Source organism: Dyadobacter sp. (genome assembly GCF_017744695.1).
Classification (GTDB): Bacteria; Bacteroidota; Bacteroidia; order Cytophagales; family Spirosomataceae; genus Dyadobacter.
Window position 1 is genome coordinate 44725 of the sequence record NZ_JAGIAS010000004.1, and the last position, 16518, is coordinate 61242.

Genomic DNA, 16518 nt, shown 5'->3' on the forward strand with positions numbered 1-16518 from the left:
ATCTGTTAGCCATGGAAAATTTCATATACATCGGCAAGGTGAGCCTTTACTGGGTGCTGCTGTACCTCTGTTACTGGTTGATGCTACGCAAGCATACATTTTTCCAATGGAACCGCTGTTACCTGTTGGGTTCCCTGCTTATCGCTTTCGCGTTACCCGAGATCATTTACCCCGCCTCCGCCCCCGAATTACCCGTGATCTACCAGGTGAATGCTTCGGCATTTACGGTGATCAGCCAGGCCCGGGAAGAACCGGAAGCGTGGACCTGGATGCAAATCCTGACGGTGATCTACGCCGCCGGACTGGCCGTAGCCGCTACGCAACTGACGAAGAACATTACCCAACTGGTGCAATACCTGCGTGCCGGCGAGCGGATTGAACTGGAAGATTGCACGGTGATCCTGATCGACTCCAATCAGGTGGGTTCTTTTTCATTCCTGAAATGGATCGTCATCAACCGCAATGACTATGAAAATCATTTCGACGCCATTTTGCGTCACGAAATGGTGCATACGCATCAGCGGCACAGTCTCGATATTCTTTTGATTGAAATTATGAGGACCATTTTCTGGTTCAACCCGGTGCTGCTGCTGTACAAGCGGTCACTGCAAGAAATTCACGAGTACCTGGCCGATGCGCAAGCCCCGAACCGTGAATTTTATGCCCAATTCCTCGTCGCATATGCGCTCAATGCGCCTGTCGCGTCGCTGACCAACCACTTTTTCAAACCATCTCAATTAAAAAACCGTATTCAGATGATCTATAAGAATCGCACATCCAAATGGATGCTCGGCACCTATGTGGTTGCCGCAACACTGATCGGAACCAGCGCATTGCTCGTCGCCGGCTGCGAGAGTCAGGTTTCAAAGGAAAATGAAGCAGTGAAGTCAGGTGACCGTATGGAAGCCGGCCCTGTTTTGGAGGCGGTGGAAGTACAACCGGAATATCCGGGTGGAAATGCAGAGATGTTCAAGTTTCTGGGGCGGAATATCAAGTATCCCACAAAGGCTTCCAAAGCTGATGTACAAGGTAAGGTCTTCGTCAATTTCGTCGTGACATCAGAAGGAGATATCAAAGACGTAAAAGTTCTGAAGGGAATCGGCTACGGCTGCGACGAAGAAGCGGTACGTGTGATATCTAAATTCCCCAAATGGACACCAGGCAAACAAGATGGGAAGGCCGTCAGCGTGAAATTTACGGTTCCCATTAATTTTCAGCTGGCAGAAGTAGGCGAAGACACTAATATTGACAATGAAACAACAATTGTCGGGTTCAAGCCAGTCTCGCAAAAAACCAACGAGAAAGCACCACTGCTCGCTCAGACTTTCGAAGACAGGACTGACCTCACGGCCGGAGACGACCCGGACAGCAGGATTACAATTCGTGGTACTTCCAACCCGGCAGATCAACCGCTCTACATTCTGAATGGTGAAACCATGGAAGAAAACTTCAAACCAGACGACATAGCCCCTAACACCATCAAGAGCATAAGCGTCCTGAAAGGAGAAACTGCTACTAAAATTTATGGTTCAAAAGGTGCGAACGGTGTGGTTTCCATTATTACAAAAGACAAATAACACGCTGTAACGCGCCCTGCATGGAAACGCTCCTCTATCTGGCAAAAGTCAATGCATACTGGCTGATGTTTTATGTCTGCTATTGGCTTTTGTTTCGAAAGCATACCTTCTTTCACTGGAACCGCTTTTACCTGCTGGGCACGTTGCTGATTGCATTTGCATTGCCTGCTATCCATTTTGCCGAGCCGGTCAGGACTATCTACGTGCCCGAGGCGGTCTATCAAAAAGCTACGATCTCCGTGGCCGTGATCGCCAACCCAACACCGGAAACAGGCTTTAACATAATACCCTGGATTTGCGGACTGTATGCGGCCGGCACGCTTGCCCTGGCATGGCAATTTGCCTCGGGTCTTTTCAAGCTCCGCAAAATGGCAGGCGAGAGCGAAAGGATGGATATGGGTGACTATACATTGGTAATGCTGCCCGAAAACGCCCGTAATCGGGGTGGAAGCTCGTTTTCATTCTTTCGCTGGTTGTTTCTGAGCCCTCACGATTATCGCCACAACCCCGACGAGGTCATCCGGCACGAATATGAGCATATCCGGCAATGGCATACTGCGGACATCCTTTTCATCGAACTGTTGAAAATATGCTTCTGGGTCAACCCTGTCGTTTGGCTTTACAAGCGCTCCATGGAGACCGTCCACGAATACCTGGCCGATCAACCAGCGCCAAACCGGAACGATTACGCCTCATTTCTGGTCGCATATGCCTTGCGTAGCCCGGACATCGCAATAGCGAATCACTTTTTCAATTCATCATTGCTAAAAAGTCGGATCAAAATGATTTACAAAAAACGCAGTTCACGGTGGTTACTGACCCGCTACGCGCTGGTCCTGCCGATAGTGGTATGCTCGCTTGCCATCTCGGCGTCACGTTCGCCGTTGGAGGTGGTAAGCCGAATGGAGAATGCCTCCTCCGGGCAGAACATCCGTGTGAGAGGCAATGTCGCCGACGAAAACAAGGAGCCTGTTGCAGACGCGATCGTCGTTATCGCAGGAACGACCCGCGGTACGACCACCGACAGAAATGGCTGGTTTGACCTGGACAATGTGCCGGTAAATGCCAAATTGGTGATCACACACGTCGCCTATCAAACATTGGAATTGACCGTTGCGAGTACACAGACGGAGCTATTACTAGTCATGAAAAAGGCCGTTAATCAAATCACAGGACCCGTCGTTGTCGGGAAGCCGGTAAGCGCCGAAACTGCGGCTCCAACTGGCGCTCAGCGCTCTTCCGAAAACAACGACATGAAAGTGATCGAGCAACGGCCCGAGTTCCCGGGCGGTAACGAAGCACTGATGCAATATTTAATGCAGAACCTTCAATATCCTGAAACCGCGCGAAAAATAAATGTGGAAGCGATCGCGCTCGTCTCTTTCACTGTGGATAAAAATGGGGATATCCGTAATGCCAAAAGCCTGAAAAACATTGGCTATGGCATTGATAAGGAAGCTATTCGTGTAGTAAACGAAATGCCCAAATGGAATCCCGCGGTACAGAACGGCAAACCGGTTGAAATGGAATACACTTTGGAAGTCAATTTCAAACTGGACAAAGGCGATCAGGACAAGCGACAAGGCTTTCTGGATTTCAATTCCAAGGGATTCTCGCCAGTTCCGACGATGGATGAAATCGGCTCGTTTCTGAATGGGACGCTGGACCTGTCGGCATCCGGGAAAGTGCCGGATATCGCCAATGGCGGAGCGTGGACGCTTCTCACTAGAACTAAATTCGATCGAAATGCCGACAATAATACCGATAAGGCAAGATATTCCAATTACGGCGTAACATCCCGGGCATACGCGACGCCTTCCTGGAAGTATCTCAAAGAAAAATAACGGATATTTGAAAGAATAAACGCAACCTGTTCTTTCTATGTCAATCCTCAAAGCCGCTATCATCGGCGGCGGGCATATTGCCGACCAGAACCATCTTCCGGCATTGGCCAAATTATCCGATCGCGTCAAAGCCGTATCGATATGCAGCCGCGATATTCACAAAGCCCAGGCACTAGCCGACAAACATGGTGTGCCATTTGCCTACGATAGTCCCGACGAAATGTATCGGAGCGAAGGCAAGCCTGACATTGTGATTAACTGTACTGCCAACAACCTGCATTACCCATTTACCATGCAGGCACTTGAAAACGGCTGCCATGTATTTTGCGAAAAGCCACCGGCTATGCATGCCAGCGAAGCACGCGAAATGGCAGATCTGGCCCAAAAGAGGGGCTTAACCCTGGCTTACAACTTCCAGCGTCGCCATGCCCCGGAATATACGACGCTGAAAAGTTATCATGCGCTCGGCAACCTGGGCGACATTTACCATATCAAAGCCAACTACCTGCGTCGCCGCGGGATTCCGGGATGGGGGAATTTTACCAATAAAACGATTCAGGGAGGCGGTGCGCTGATCGACCTCGGCGTGCATATCCTCGATTTGGCTCTGGGCCTCACAGGCTACCAGCATCCCACCCGTATTGTAGCGAACACCTACGATTTCATTGGCAAGACCGGTGGAAAGGGACTGAAAGGCGCCTGGAACCCCGCTACATTTGAAGTTGAGGATGCCTGTTTTGCACATCTGTCATTTCCGGGCAATGTCAGCATTGCCTTATCCACGTCGTTTGCCCTGAATATGGAACAGGAGGAAACGATCAACCTGGAAGTTTTCGGCACAAAAGGCGGAGCCAAATTATTCCCGCTGTCGGTGCACACCGAAATCGCGGGCGAGTTGGCCGACATCCGCTTCCCGCATTTGGCTGATACCGACGCTCAATTGCAGAACACCACTGCATTCCTGGATCTTTGCGACGGCAAACCCGCCAATATCTGCAACGGAGAGCAAGGGGCTATCCTACAATCCATCGTGGAACTGATTTATCAAAGCGCTGCAAACCAATAGAAACAGAAAAAGGGTTTGAAGATCAAAACCTTCAAACCCTTTCCATTGTCCTTCCTCCCTCTTCCTTTCTCTCTAAATTTATTTAGCCGTAGCCATTACCATTTTGATATCGTTCTTAGCACCGATTTCGAGCACATCCACGAGGTCCTGTACAGCGAGGTTCTTATCTACCCGCAGCACTACGGTACGTTCTTCCACACCTGCAAAAATACTTTGCAATTGCGTTTCCAGATTATCAAAAGGAACAGGCTCTTTATCGATAAAATAGGCCTTATGCTCATCTACCGACAGCGTAATCTGTTTTTTGTACATCTGCTGCGTAGCCGATGCCTTCGGCAGCATCAGTTTGATCACATTCGGATTGGACATCGTCGAGATGATCAAAAAGAATAGCAGCAGAAAGAACATGATATCGTTGAGCGAGTGCGTGAACACTTCCGGCGCAAACCGGCTCTTCCGACGTATTTTCATATTGGAAAATGTTATGGGTTGTCCCTTGAATATCTATTTTGCTGCAACAGGCTTTGAAAGTACGTCCAGAAAGTCGGACGCGGCCATTTGCAGGCGCAATGCAAAGCGGTCGATTTTCATGTTCAGCAAGTGATAACCCGCGTAGGCAATCAGACCGATGATCAGACCGGAACCGGAAGTGATCATTTTCTCATACATACCACCCGCGATGGTACTGATATTGAAGTCATTCGAAATCGAAATATCGTAGAAAATGCGGATGATACCGGAAATCGTACCCACGAACCCGAGCATCGGCGCGATACCTGCGATTACCCCCAGGTAAGGCAGATTTCCTTCCATACGCTGGATTTCGATCTGGCTGGCATTCTCAATGGTTGTTTCAATGTCTTTGATCGGATAACCGATGCGACCGATCGCTCTTTCCAGGATACGGCCGGCAGCATTACGCTGGTTTCTGCAAAGCGACTCAGCCGATTTCAGGTTTCCTTGCTGAATAAAATCCTTCACATTATCGACGAATTGCGGCTCGATCTTACCATTGGCACCGATACCCAGGAAACGTTCAATAATGAGGAACAGCGTCGCCAGGAACAACAATCCCAGTGGCAACATTACCCACCCCCCTTTGGCGAGCAAATCGATTACAGAAAGGCCCTGCTCAGCGACGGGTGCAGCCGCAGTAGAGTCAGTAAGTGCTTGCAGAAGCATCATATCAGAAATAAAAAGTGAATGGTTAAGCGAATGAAACAGAGGTCGATTCTATTCAAAAACAATTTTGATCTTAAACGGAGCAAAATGCCCCTTATTGTTTAAAGGGCAAATATAGGAAAATTACTCTTTGAGCGGGGGTAACAGGCTGCTTACATTCTCGGTACCGTCGTAAAGGTCGGCCACTTGCAGCGTGGCGCCTATCGTTTGAATGGTTATAGATTCGGTAAGGGAGAAAGCGTCGTCGGCCAGTATCCATTGATTATCGGCATTGCGTCGCCAGACCTCGGCTTGCACACTCAGTGAACCGAGCGTGACATACTCCTGCAAACTTTCGATATCGCGGCACAATCTGAATCTCAAGCCGCGATCGTAATCCATGGTAGAGGGCGATAGTATTTCAACAATCACCGACGGGTTGACAATTGTGTTACGATCATGCTCGGCATATTTTTGGGGCCTGCAGACGATTATGATGTCTGGATAAGTATAGAGCGAATTCGATGGTATATGGATTCGCTGATCGCTCGAACAGCTTTTGCAAGATTTGTTCTTTTTTAGAATCGGATAGAGTTCTCCAACTATATTTTCCTTCACCCGGTTATGGTTCGGCGTGGCCCCGGCCATGGCGATAATCTGTCCCTCGAAATACTCGCTCTTTTCGAATGCGTCGTTTTCAAGCCGGAGATATTCCTCTTCTGAGTACATGGTCGGTTGTGAAATTGCTAATGCTTGTGCTGCTGCCATAGTGTGTTTTTTATCAAATACACCTTTATTGATTCAGATTCAATACGCTAAAAAACAGCGATTACCCTGTGGCAACGATGTTTGAAGAAAATGTGTCTACGCGTTTATCCAAAACCTTCCCGGCCCATCTATGAAGAATCTTTTACCAGTTATCCTGATGTTGACCGGAATGATCGTACAAAGCTGTGCGGATTGCGGTCCGCAAGCGGAGCTTTCGGCAACGATCCGGTTCCGCGGCGATTCGTTGAAACTGGATTCTGTTTATGCATTGCATGCTGTGAGCCAGGAGGCTATTACACGGCAGTTGAAAGACGCATTAAACGGTTCCAACTACCAAATTTCACTCCCTCTCTCACTCACTTCCGATACCACTACCTATGTTTTCCGTTTTACCGGACAGACCGATACGCTTTCCATTTACTATCAACGGCTTTTTCGCTACAAAGGCGGTTGCGGATTCATCAACGACGCGCTTGAACCGACAAGCGGAAGCCATTATTACTCGACTTTCAGCAAGACCAATATCCATTACGGCACCTACGTCCTCCCAGGCGAACAACCCTGGCTAGGTCACGATCCGGGTGCAGGAATCGTAATCAACGTCGAGCTATGACCAGAATATTATCATTAATGATGCTCATAGGGGTATCCTTCATTACACAGGCGCAGGATACGCTTGCACGAAGAGCATCCTACATTGGCCTTGATGTGATAAACAGTCTGCCTTCCGTCATTTTTTCCAAAGGCTACTACATTCGAAACAGCGCGATCATCGAGCCGTATTACCTTCTGGACTTGAAGAAGCCTGGTCGGAAATTGTACCTGGGAGCGGGTTTTGCTACCGGATCGACGCACCAGTACGTCGATTCTGACCCTTCGCAGGCGTTCAGGGGCACATATGTACGCGCAGCGTATGAGGTAAGGCGTTTGCGCAGCACACGAAGAATCATCTATGGCGGCTACGGGCCGGTGATTGCCATTGCCGGCTATGACGGCAAATTCCGCTTTAAGGGCCCTACATTTGGCGACTATGAAGGCAGGTTCAAGGAAACGAATAATGTCGCATTAGGCGTCGAAGCCTATTTCGGGTTTGATTTCAAGCTGGCGAATAACTGGCTCCTGCGTTTAACGTTCCGGAATGTCATGGGGCGACGGACAAAGGCTGACACCTATGTTCAGTACTTCCCGGGATTTGGCTACACGCCAGCAGGGTTCAATAACCGATTTCTCTACTCCGGGGGCTTATCGTTACAAATTCATTATAAAATCCGCTAGCGGGGGCAGGATGTTTCAATATTTCAACCGTTTCTGCTCATTCATCATTACCTTTGCCCGCAAACACCATTTCCCCGGTTTGTTCGTTTCTGATATCGTGAGAAATTCTGCAAAACAATGGATATCCCTCAGCCTGCTTGGCCTTATGCTGGTCAAAGTGTGGGTGATTCCTTTGTTGTACCTGGATTTTGAGATCCGCCGCGAATACATCGTCGCAAACCTTTGCGAAAACAGAAACCGGCCGCAAATGCACTGTGACGGAAAATGCTACCTCGCCAAACGCATTGCTGCATTGGATGAACAGGAAAAGCGCCAGGCCGAAAAAACTTACATGTCACGCCTGCTCGACCAGGTGATGGACCAGCGTACGGATTTTTCCTTCGCGCAACAACCGGTTTTGGTGGAACTGCTGCCGCGGACGATTTTCTCCCTTGCCGCTTGCTTCACACCCCGCATGGCGGTGGACGATATTTTTCATCCGCCACTCGTTTGATTTAGCATAAAATCACCCCGTTTACAGTTCTATCATTAGCTGGAACAGGTTCTGTTCGCCATTTTGCCGGCTCAAAGCGCGGCCTATGGGCTGTGTGCAAACTTCATTTTACAAAAATTACATGATGAAAAGAACATTTTCATGGCTGTCTGCGTGGGCGCTGGCCTCGGGGTTGCTGATGGTTTCGTGCTCTTTCCCGGACGAAAAAGACGATACCGATCCAATTGAAACCGGCACTATCCAGTTGCAATTCGATAATATCGTGGGTGATAAAGATTTGCAACTCGATAGCACACGATATATGAATGCGGTGGGCGAGGATTTTACGGTTAGCAAGCTCAACTACTACATCTCGAATATCAAACTCATCAGACTGGATGGCGGCGTGTTCACCGTACCGCAGGATTCGAGCTACTTCCTGATCCGCGAGGCAAATAAGGAATCGCAAAAACTAACGATCCGGAATGTACTGACGGGTGATTATACCGGCATCGAATTCACGGTGGGCGTCGATAGCGTGCGTAGCGTGATGGAGCCGGATTCTCCCGGGCGAAAGGGCATTCTGGACATCTATGCGGGACCAACCAATGAAGAGGAAATGTACTGGAACTGGAATCCCGGCTATATTTTCCTGAAACTGGAAGGCTCTTCGGATTCATCCACCACCCCGAATGGCAAGTACTATTACCACATTGGCTTTTTTGGAGGCAGAACGGCAAGAACGATCAACAACCTCCGGACCGTCAAACTCACTTTTCCCAGCCAGAAGGCGATCGTTACCACAAGCATCGTGTCCAACGTGCTCATTCAGGCGGATGTCCAGAAAGTTTTCAACGGCACTACCCAGTTAAGCATCAAAAAGAGCTCATCTCTGATGTTTACCGACTCTTCGAAGTACGTCGCCGACAACTACGCCGGTATGTTTCATGTAAAAGAAATTAAGATCAACTAAATAGCACAGTTGCAAGCGAAATGAGGAAGGTTACGGGCATATTGCTTTTTGGGGTGGCATTGCTGGCGTGGGCTGTTTCTTGTAAAAAGAGCAGCACGGACACCCCGGGGCCTAAGCCGTCGGACAATACGCCTACGCCATTGCAATGGACAAAACCTTCCTATTTCCCTGATCCGGTCTACGATTTATCCAAAAATCCGTTAACGGTCGAGGGCGTCGAACTCGGGAAATTTCTCTTTTACGATGGTATTCTCTCGCGAACCGACAATATCGGCTGCGGTACCTGTCACCAGCAGCAGGCTGCATTTACCCACCATGGCCACGACCTCAGCCACGGTGTAGATGATAAGATTGGCACTCGAAACGCGCCATCTGTACAGAACATGGCCTGGAACACCTCTTTCTTTTGGGATGGCGGCGTGCATGATATGGATATGGTGCCACCCGTACCCATTCAGAACAAGGTAGAAATGGACGAACGGGTCGGTAATGTAATTGAAAAGTTAAAAAAAACGCCGGTAGCAGGAGCCACCAAGCAAGTGGACTATCCCAAAATGTTCAAAGCGGCCTTCGGTAGCGATAGCATTACGGCCGACCGGATGATGCAAGCGCTTTCGCAGTTTATGATGACGATGGTTTCGGCGACGTCCCGTTATGACTATTTCCTGCGAGGTGACGCATCCGCGCTGACGGCGCAGGAGAAGGATGGCTTATCCATTTTCAAACAAAAATGTGCTTCATGCCACGCGGGTGAGCTCTTTACAGACCAGAAGTTCAGAAATAACGGCCTGGTACCCAACCGGATCAACGACCAGGGCAGGTACAACATTACGCTGAATGCCGAGGACCGTCTGAAATTCAAGGTACCGAGCCTGCGCAACGTGGGCCTGACCGCGCCTTACATGCACGACGGGCGTTTCACCACGCTGGAACAGGTGCTCGACCATTATGCGAACGACAAGCCAGGCAGCAAGGACAGTATTTACGTTTCACCCACATTGGACCCATTGCTCAATGTAGCCGGACAGAAGCGCGGGATCAGCCTGACAAGCGCAGAAAAGCAATCGATCATTGCATTTCTGAAAACATTGAATGACGACGATTTTATCAAAGACAAACGATTTTCCGATCCCGGTATAGGGACATCATTTTAGAGACTTCGGCTATCGGCCGTCGGCTTTTTTGTCCAAAAGAAGGTTTGAAAGCCGATAGCCGAAGTAAAAAATATGCGCTCCGTTATTGCCTACATATTGCTCGCAGCTATTATGCTACCCACGCTCAGCCCGTGGGGAACGATCGCGTATTTTAAACTGAACCGGGAATACATTGCCAAAGTGCTTTGCGAAAACCGGAAACGACCTGAGCTCCATTGCGATGGCAAATGTTACCTGGCCAAAAAGCTCAAACAACAGAAAGACAAGCAAGACAAGGAGACTTCGGAAAAAGTTCACAATACGCCTGTTATCCAGCTATTTACACCACAACCCTACTTTTATCGTTTTGAACCGGAGGCCACGGAATTCCGTGAACCGGTTCGTTTCTTCCACCAGTTACTTTTCTACTCAGCCCCAATCGCCACATTGCTGCGCCCGCCCAGGAGATAAAATTCATGATACCTAACTGAATTTTAATCTCTTAAAGCATTATAATGAACCTGAAAATATTTTTACAGGCGCTATTCCTGTATGTATGCGCGCACGCCGCTTTCGCGCAGGGCATCGAAGGCAATGTATTTGATACCCAGACCAAAGAGCCCATTCCCGGTGCGACCGTGCAGATCGTTTCGGCTAATCTCGGCACTACAACCGATAATAACGGCCATTTTGCATTCAGCAGCACAATTTCCAACCCGGTACTCCGCATTTCCAGCATCGGTTTTTCTGCCAGGGAGATCCGGATCGAAGACGGCAAAAGCATCAAGATCGGACTGGACGCAGCCACGGAAAATCTGCAATCGGTAGTCGTGACAGGCAACCGCGAGGCTACCTTGCGTACCGAGAGTCCCATCGCTATTTCCAAACTGACTCCACGCATGATCGACGAGGCTAAACCGACGGCCATGTACGAAATCGTGAACAAGGTGCCGGGCGTGATGATGGTGAATCTCGGCAACGAGCAACATTCGATGGCGATCCGCCAGCCGTTCACCACCAATGCCTATTTTCTTTATATGGAAGACGGCGTGCCTATCCGCCCGATGGGGGTTTTCAACCACAACTCCATTCTGGAATTCAACCAGTTTGCGATCAGCTCGGTGGAAGTCGTGAAGGGTCCCGTTTCCTCTATTTATGGCCCGGAAGCGGTCGGCGGCGCAATCAACTTTATCACGCAGCGGCCTACCATATTGCCAACCGCCAAGATCGGCGTGCAGGCCGACCAGTGGGGCTACAAACGCATTCAGTACGGCGCGGGCGGCATGATGGGCAAATTCGGCGTTTACGTGGGTGGGTTCGTCGCCAACCAGCGCGACGCCTGGATGAAAAGCTCCGACTACGACAAAAACGCGGTTAATGCGCGGCTGGAATATCATTTCACGCCATCGACGCGCCTGATTTACACCCTGGCTTATAGCAAATACGATTCGCAAACCAGCGGCAGCGTGGATAGCCTTGCATTTTACTCACGCCAATATGTGAGTACAACCGATTTTACCTACCGCAAAGTGAGCTCACTTCGTAGTCGGCTTACCTTCGAAAAAGATTGGAAAAATGGCTCACAGACGTTCGTAACAGCCTTTGCGAGGAAAAATGAGCACGGTCAAAACCCGAACTACGGCATTCGCTGGATCTCCGGGCAAACGACCGCAAAGGGCGAGATCAATTCGAGCGATTTCAAAAGTCTTGGCATACTCGCCCAGCATAGCCAGCGTTTCAGTTTTCTTAATTCCAAATTGATCACAGGCACTGTTTTCGATTTCTCGCCATCCAATTACTGGTCTTACCAAATCGACCTGGCAGCTCAGTTGCGTCCCGACGGGAAGTCGGTGGAGAAGTATACGATCCTAAAAGAACGCCCGGACATTAAAAACGCGGATTATGACGCGGATATCAAGAATACAGCAGCTTATACCCAATATGATTTCGAGCTCTTGCCCAAACTTCGCGTGTCGGCAGGATTGCGCTACGACCGGATGTCTTTTACCTACACCAATTTCCTCGACAATACTTCGGGCAGCAAATCATACAGCAAGGTTACCCCGAAAATAGGTGCGACTTATGATCTAGGTAAAGGAAAAGGGATTTATGCCAACTATTCGAGAGGTTTTTCTCCCCCGGGGCTGACTTCGGTGTTCCGCAAACGTACCGTACCCGCGGAAAACGGCGATCTGTTTTACTACAACCTGAAACCGGCTGAGTTTAACAATGCGGAAATCGGTGGTTGGGCGTCCGTGCTTGACAACAAGATTTACATCGACCTGGCATTCTACCAAATGAATGGCCGTAACGAGCTCCTGAATGTACGGCTTCCGGACAATTCTTACGACTACCAATCGGCTGGCAAGACTTTGCATCGCGGCGCGGAATTTGGCGTGACTTACAAGCCGACGAAGGAATTTTTCTTCCGTTTTGGCGGTACCACGGCCATTCACCGCTACGAGGAATTCATTCTGAGCAACCGTGAATCCGACGCTGTCAAGAATGTAAATGGCAAGGATATGCCTTCTTCGCCGCGCTGGCTATGGAATACCGAGTTCAGCTACTACCCCAAATGGTTCAGGAACTTCCGGTCGTCGGTGGAATGGCAACATGTAGCCTCCTACTATCAGAACCAGATCAATTCCGTCCGATACGAAGGTTATGACATCCTGAATCTGAGATTAGGGTATAGCTGGAAAGGCGTAGAACTGTTCACCAACGTTCTCAACCTTACCGACGTGCTCTACGCCACCAATGCGACCCGGGGCAACAATGCCACCGACCGCACTACCTACAATGCTGCGGCGCCACGGACATTCGTTTTCGGCGTGCAATACACTTTCACCGGCAAAAAATAACAGGTTATGATCGAGGAAATTGCCATTCAACCCAAAGAGTCATTCAAAGCAAAGGCAGAAAAGACGATCCGCAGAAACATTTACCGCTGGCACCGCATATTGGGGCTGCTGGCACTTGTTCCTACGATTTTTTGGACAGCCTCGGGCGTGATGCACCCATTCATGTCGCATTGGTTCAAAACGACTATTGCGCATGAATTTTACAAAGCCGAACCCGTAGCACCTGCCGACGTAAAACTGCAACTCGGGCAGGTTTTGACCCAAAACATGGTTACGGAATTCAAGAATTTCCGGCTGATTAGGTTTGAGGGAAATGCGTGGTACCAGGTCAAAGGTGTCGACGATAAGCTGAGGTATTTCAACACCATTACCGGCGCTGAACTCTCTGACGGCGACCGCAAATATGCCGAACACATGGCGCGCTACATGTTGGATGATCAAAAATCGAAGATCATTTCCAGCACATTGCTGACCGAATTCACCGATCAGTACAAGTACGTAAACCGCTTTTTGCCGGTCTGGAAAATCAGCTTCGACGACAACCGGAAGATGGACATTTATGTCGAAACCGGCCAGAGCCGCTTCGCTACCTTCAACGACAGTGGGCGTAAAGCATTCATCTGGATATTCAGCACATTCCATAACTGGGGTTTTATGGATATGATCACCAACAATGCGATCCGCATCATTGTGATGGTGGCCTTCCTGAGCCTGATCATCCTTTCGGCAGTCGCCGGCGTGTTGGTGTATGGGTTGATGTGGAAAAAGTTTAAAACCGGACGTTCGGGTAATCAGCGGGGCATTTTGCGCAAATACCACCGCTCGATCGGCATCTGGTGCAGCCTTTTCACATTTACGTTCGCATTTTCGGGTGCATACCACGCCATTCAGAAGCTCGACCCCGACCAGCGGCAGAAATATGTATACGATCCCGTGATCAAAACGGAGGAAGTCGCTCAGGCGTCCATTATCGACCTCAAAGGCGTCACTAATATCGGACTGATCAAATGGGGAGAGAACATTTTCTGGCAAACCGTGCGGAAGGATTGGGAAACCGACAAAACCGTGGTGGACTATACCAACATCCGCGATGGTAAAAAGCTCGAAGACGGCAATACCCGTTTCGCCAAATACCTCGCGCGCAAGTTCGCCGCGCAGGAAGAGCGGAATGCCGAAAGCTGCTGCGATTTGATGGAAGCGCAAATTTCATCACCTATTTCGGATGCGGAAGTTGAAAAAGCGTCACTGGTCACCAGTTTTGCCGGTGAATATGGTTTTGTGAATAAAAGGTTACCGGTTGTGAAACTGGCTTACGACACGCCCGATCACACCACCTATTACATCGAAACCACAACCAGCCGTCTTTCAACGAAGGTCGAAGACCGAAACCGCCGCGAGGGTTTCAGCTTCGCATTCCTGCACAAATACAATGGCCTGGATTTCCTGGGCAAGAATGCACGGGATGGGGTTATGACGGCCGCGGCTGCGAGTGTTTTGGTTGTGAGTTTGCTGGGGTTATTGGTGTTTTTGAAGATTAAGTAGCTGTTACATTTAAAGCGAGGGCCAAAGCAAATAGCTTCGGCCCTCGCTTATTTTTCTTTTAAAATTCTATGGGTCATAAATGACTCATTAATTTTGAGCCGGATGAAGTACATTCCATCACTATATATCTCGAAATTATTTACCGGGTATTTCCATTGTCCCTTAGCGTGTGGGTTATCAACTACTTTCTTCACAACAGTTCCATCGCTATCCAGTATTTCCAGCCGCACCTGGCTATTTTCCTCGGGAACCGTAAACTCGATCGTAACATCGCGCGTGTACGGGTTTGGAAAAATTCTCCATGCTAAGTCCGCGACTTTACCCTTTTCAGCCATTCCAATTTCGCTGCCGATGCGTTGGGAGCTGAATTGTCCGAGGTTAACCCGTTGCGACGCATGCCAGTTGCCATTAGCATCTTTGATAAAACATCTTATACCGGTATAAAATTGGTCGGTCGTAAATACATTGGTCGTCGCGCCGGCGATCGCCCCATTGATGTCGTTGCCCCATCGATATTCCGCATACCCTGCCGGAGCGGTAAGTGAACGTAAATCACCGTTTTTGGAATAAGTTAGTGAGGGCACAAAGCCATGTTCGACTCGTGTTCCGCTGGCTCCTATTTGATTGAACCATTTGCCGCCGAGCCAGGTAAGGGACGAGTTATAGGATTCTTCGAAGTGGGTGCCGTCCTTGCGCCAAATCCCTTGCGTGATTGCCGCACCATCATAATCTGAATCCGGCCCGAGCAAACCAAAACCGGCATTGATAACTGATGTCTGGCCGGCACGCACGGTCGGATTAGGGCCTTGATAATTTGTAATCGAAACATTGGATACAAACCAAGTCAAGTTGGGATTCGCAAAATCAGCCCTTGATTTATTAATTACCGCTGTCAACTTAGTCGAGTAATCGGCGGAAGTTGTCACCTTATATGCAGCGCCTAGGTTGGGGTCTGATTCCGCCTCTCCCTGATGCCAGAGTATACCACGTACGCCAAAGATTGATCCATAGTAGTTCAATGCAGACTTCAACGGTGTGTAGGGTTGCCCGATGAAAGGTCCTTGAAACGCCCCCCCATCGCAGAACTGCAAACCGGTGTAGCCGTTCGGAGCAGCCAATCCTTGTGAGCCCTGGTACCATTGCGTAATGGTACTTCCGCCGGAAGCCGCATTAAAAAAGGCGACCGGCATTCCACCATTTGCGTCGGAGATCAGTTTTCCAAGCACTCCATAGCACCAGATTGTATTTCCTGTGGGTGATAGGCTGCCATGCTTGACTACGTCGTTCGCATTGGAGAAGGAGAAAAAACTCCCGAACATTTCCGGTAAATTTTTCGTACAGTTCTTGCTGTCCGATGATCCGACAATCCACTCGGGGTAATTAGTAGTAGGCGGTAAATTCCAGGTCTTGTCATTCATACCTTGTCCATTAGATTGCCCGGCGATAATAAATACATCCCCAATGCCGAATCGCGAACTCGCGTAGACAATCCCATTGTATATTATCTCGCATAGGTACCACCCTTTGGACATCATTGTCGTGCCAAAGAACATTCCATTCGATGCCAGTGGTAGCGTAGTGGTAGGTCCGGCCGCTCCGGCGACGCCAGAAGCACTCAACGGGCGAAAACGATAACCCACGGTTGCCAACAAGCTTGACGAAACGACCTGTCCGGCAACTGTAACGTTGGCCGTATTTGCGGCATTTCGCTGCATGACGCTTTTTTCAATAGGGTAAGAAAGGAGAACGAATTGCCCGAATGAACTATTTCCCACCAACCCACATAGCAGAATTATAAAGATATCTTTTGCTTTCATAATTCATTACATGATTAAATGTATGGATA

15 protein-coding genes are annotated in these 16518 nt (G+C 49.2%); 11 read left to right on the plus strand and 4 right to left on the minus strand.

The window, feature by feature from the left end:
• Positions 1-11: 11 nt before the first annotated feature.
• From J7619_RS16230 to J7619_RS16240, 3 genes are read left to right on the plus strand one after another with little or no spacing between them, the layout of a single operon-like run.
• On the plus strand, positions 12-1577 hold the full coding sequence (locus J7619_RS16230) for a M56 family metallopeptidase (RefSeq protein ID WP_291200496.1): 1566 nt from the start codon (positions 12-14) through the stop codon (positions 1575-1577).
• 20 nt (positions 1578-1597) lie between these two features.
• Positions 1598-3421: a TonB family protein gene (locus J7619_RS16235; RefSeq protein WP_291200499.1), complete on the plus strand. Its 1824-nt coding sequence runs from the start codon at positions 1598-1600 to the stop codon at positions 3419-3421.
• 37 nt (positions 3422-3458) lie between these two features.
• Positions 3459-4487, plus strand: coding sequence for a Gfo/Idh/MocA family protein (locus J7619_RS16240; protein ID WP_291200502.1), 1029 nt, complete (start codon positions 3459-3461; stop codon positions 4485-4487).
• 78 nt (positions 4488-4565) lie between these two features.
• Here J7619_RS16240 and J7619_RS16245 read toward each other — a convergent pair whose 3' ends face one another.
• The 3 genes from J7619_RS16245 to J7619_RS16255 all read right to left on the minus strand — a co-directional run bounded on the left by J7619_RS16245 (position 4566) and on the right by J7619_RS16255 (position 6416).
• The gene (locus tag J7619_RS16245; protein WP_106595503.1) at positions 4566-4958 is read right to left on the minus strand and encodes a biopolymer transporter ExbD; all 393 of its coding nucleotides are present in this window, start codon (positions 4956-4958) and stop codon (positions 4566-4568) included.
• A 33-nt stretch (positions 4959-4991) separates the two neighbouring features.
• Positions 4992-5672: a MotA/TolQ/ExbB proton channel family protein gene (locus tag J7619_RS16250; protein ID WP_019944977.1), complete on the minus strand. Its 681-nt coding sequence runs from the start codon at positions 5670-5672 to the stop codon at positions 4992-4994.
• Positions 5673-5792: 120 nt separating this feature from the next.
• The gene (locus J7619_RS16255; RefSeq protein ID WP_291200509.1) at positions 5793-6416 is read right to left on the minus strand and encodes a Uma2 family endonuclease; all 624 of its coding nucleotides are present in this window, start codon (positions 6414-6416) and stop codon (positions 5793-5795) included.
• Between the two features lie 130 nt (positions 6417-6546).
• Between J7619_RS16255 and J7619_RS16260 the strand changes: the two genes are divergently transcribed.
• The 8 genes from J7619_RS16260 (at position 6547) to J7619_RS16295 (ending at position 14672) form a co-directional block, all read left to right on the plus strand.
• Complete coding sequence (locus tag J7619_RS16260; protein ID WP_291200512.1) at positions 6547-7029, plus strand: hypothetical protein; 483 nt, start codon at positions 6547-6549, stop codon at positions 7027-7029.
• The gene (locus J7619_RS16265) at positions 7026-7691 is read left to right on the plus strand and encodes a hypothetical protein (protein ID WP_291200515.1); all 666 of its coding nucleotides are present in this window, start codon (positions 7026-7028) and stop codon (positions 7689-7691) included. The genes J7619_RS16260 and J7619_RS16265 overlap by 4 nt, the downstream gene beginning before the upstream one ends.
• 10 nt (positions 7692-7701) lie before the next feature.
• Entirely contained in the window at positions 7702-8184 is a 483-nt protein-coding gene (locus tag J7619_RS16270) for a hypothetical protein (RefSeq protein WP_291200518.1), read from the plus strand.
• Between the two features lie 121 nt (positions 8185-8305).
• Positions 8306-9136 (plus strand): MbnP family protein, encoded by an 831-nt coding sequence (locus J7619_RS16275; protein ID WP_291200521.1) that lies wholly within the window; start codon positions 8306-8308, stop codon positions 9134-9136.
• A gap of 20 nt (positions 9137-9156) precedes the next feature.
• A complete protein-coding gene (locus J7619_RS16280; RefSeq protein ID WP_291200524.1) occupies positions 9157-10290 on the plus strand; it encodes a cytochrome-c peroxidase in 1134 nt (377 codons plus the stop codon).
• 72 nt (positions 10291-10362) lie between these two features.
• Positions 10363-10740: a hypothetical protein gene (locus tag J7619_RS16285; RefSeq protein ID WP_291200527.1), complete on the plus strand. Its 378-nt coding sequence runs from the start codon at positions 10363-10365 to the stop codon at positions 10738-10740.
• A 44-nt stretch (positions 10741-10784) separates the two neighbouring features.
• Positions 10785-13130: a TonB-dependent receptor gene (locus tag J7619_RS16290; RefSeq protein WP_291200530.1), complete on the plus strand. Its 2346-nt coding sequence runs from the start codon at positions 10785-10787 to the stop codon at positions 13128-13130.
• A 6-nt stretch (positions 13131-13136) separates the two neighbouring features.
• Entirely contained in the window at positions 13137-14672 is a 1536-nt protein-coding gene (locus J7619_RS16295) for a PepSY domain-containing protein (RefSeq protein ID WP_291200533.1), read from the plus strand.
• Between the two features lie 47 nt (positions 14673-14719).
• On the opposite strand, the gene J7619_RS16300 is transcribed toward J7619_RS16295, so the two are convergent.
• Positions 14720-16489, minus strand: coding sequence for a sialate O-acetylesterase (locus J7619_RS16300; RefSeq protein WP_291200536.1), 1770 nt, complete (start codon positions 16487-16489; stop codon positions 14720-14722).
• Positions 16490-16518 lie beyond the last annotated feature (29 nt).

Bases quoted from the DNA above. Each gene is read 5' to 3' on its own strand.
- J7619_RS16265 (WP_291200515.1), top strand. From the start codon at position 7,026: ATGACCAGAATATTATCATTAATGATGCTCATAGGGGTATCCTTCATT.
- J7619_RS16240 (WP_291200502.1), top strand. From the start codon at position 3,459: ATGTCAATCCTCAAAGCCGCTATCATCGGCGGCGGGCATATTGCCGAC.
- J7619_RS16235 (WP_291200499.1), top strand. From the start codon at position 1,598: ATGGAAACGCTCCTCTATCTGGCAAAAGTCAATGCATACTGGCTGATG.
- J7619_RS16300 (WP_291200536.1), bottom strand. From the start codon at position 16,489: ATGAAAGCAAAAGATATCTTTATAATTCTGCTATGTGGGTTGGTGGGA.
- J7619_RS16260 (WP_291200512.1), top strand. From the start codon at position 6,547: ATGAAGAATCTTTTACCAGTTATCCTGATGTTGACCGGAATGATCGTA.
- J7619_RS16270 (WP_291200518.1), top strand. From the start codon at position 7,702: ATGTTTCAATATTTCAACCGTTTCTGCTCATTCATCATTACCTTTGCC.
- J7619_RS16295 (WP_291200533.1), top strand. From the start codon at position 13,137: ATGATCGAGGAAATTGCCATTCAACCCAAAGAGTCATTCAAAGCAAAG.
- J7619_RS16280 (WP_291200524.1), top strand. From the start codon at position 9,157: ATGAGGAAGGTTACGGGCATATTGCTTTTTGGGGTGGCATTGCTGGCG.
- J7619_RS16255 (WP_291200509.1), bottom strand. From the start codon at position 6,416: ATGGCAGCAGCACAAGCATTAGCAATTTCACAACCGACCATGTACTCA.
- J7619_RS16275 (WP_291200521.1), top strand. From the start codon at position 8,306: ATGATGAAAAGAACATTTTCATGGCTGTCTGCGTGGGCGCTGGCCTCG.
- J7619_RS16290 (WP_291200530.1), top strand. From the start codon at position 10,785: ATGAACCTGAAAATATTTTTACAGGCGCTATTCCTGTATGTATGCGCG.
- J7619_RS16230 (WP_291200496.1), top strand. From the start codon at position 12: ATGGAAAATTTCATATACATCGGCAAGGTGAGCCTTTACTGGGTGCTG.
- J7619_RS16285 (WP_291200527.1), top strand. From the start codon at position 10,363: ATGCGCTCCGTTATTGCCTACATATTGCTCGCAGCTATTATGCTACCC.
- J7619_RS16245 (WP_106595503.1), bottom strand. From the start codon at position 4,958: ATGAAAATACGTCGGAAGAGCCGGTTTGCGCCGGAAGTGTTCACGCAC.
- J7619_RS16250 (WP_019944977.1), bottom strand. From the start codon at position 5,672: ATGATGCTTCTGCAAGCACTTACTGACTCTACTGCGGCTGCACCCGTC.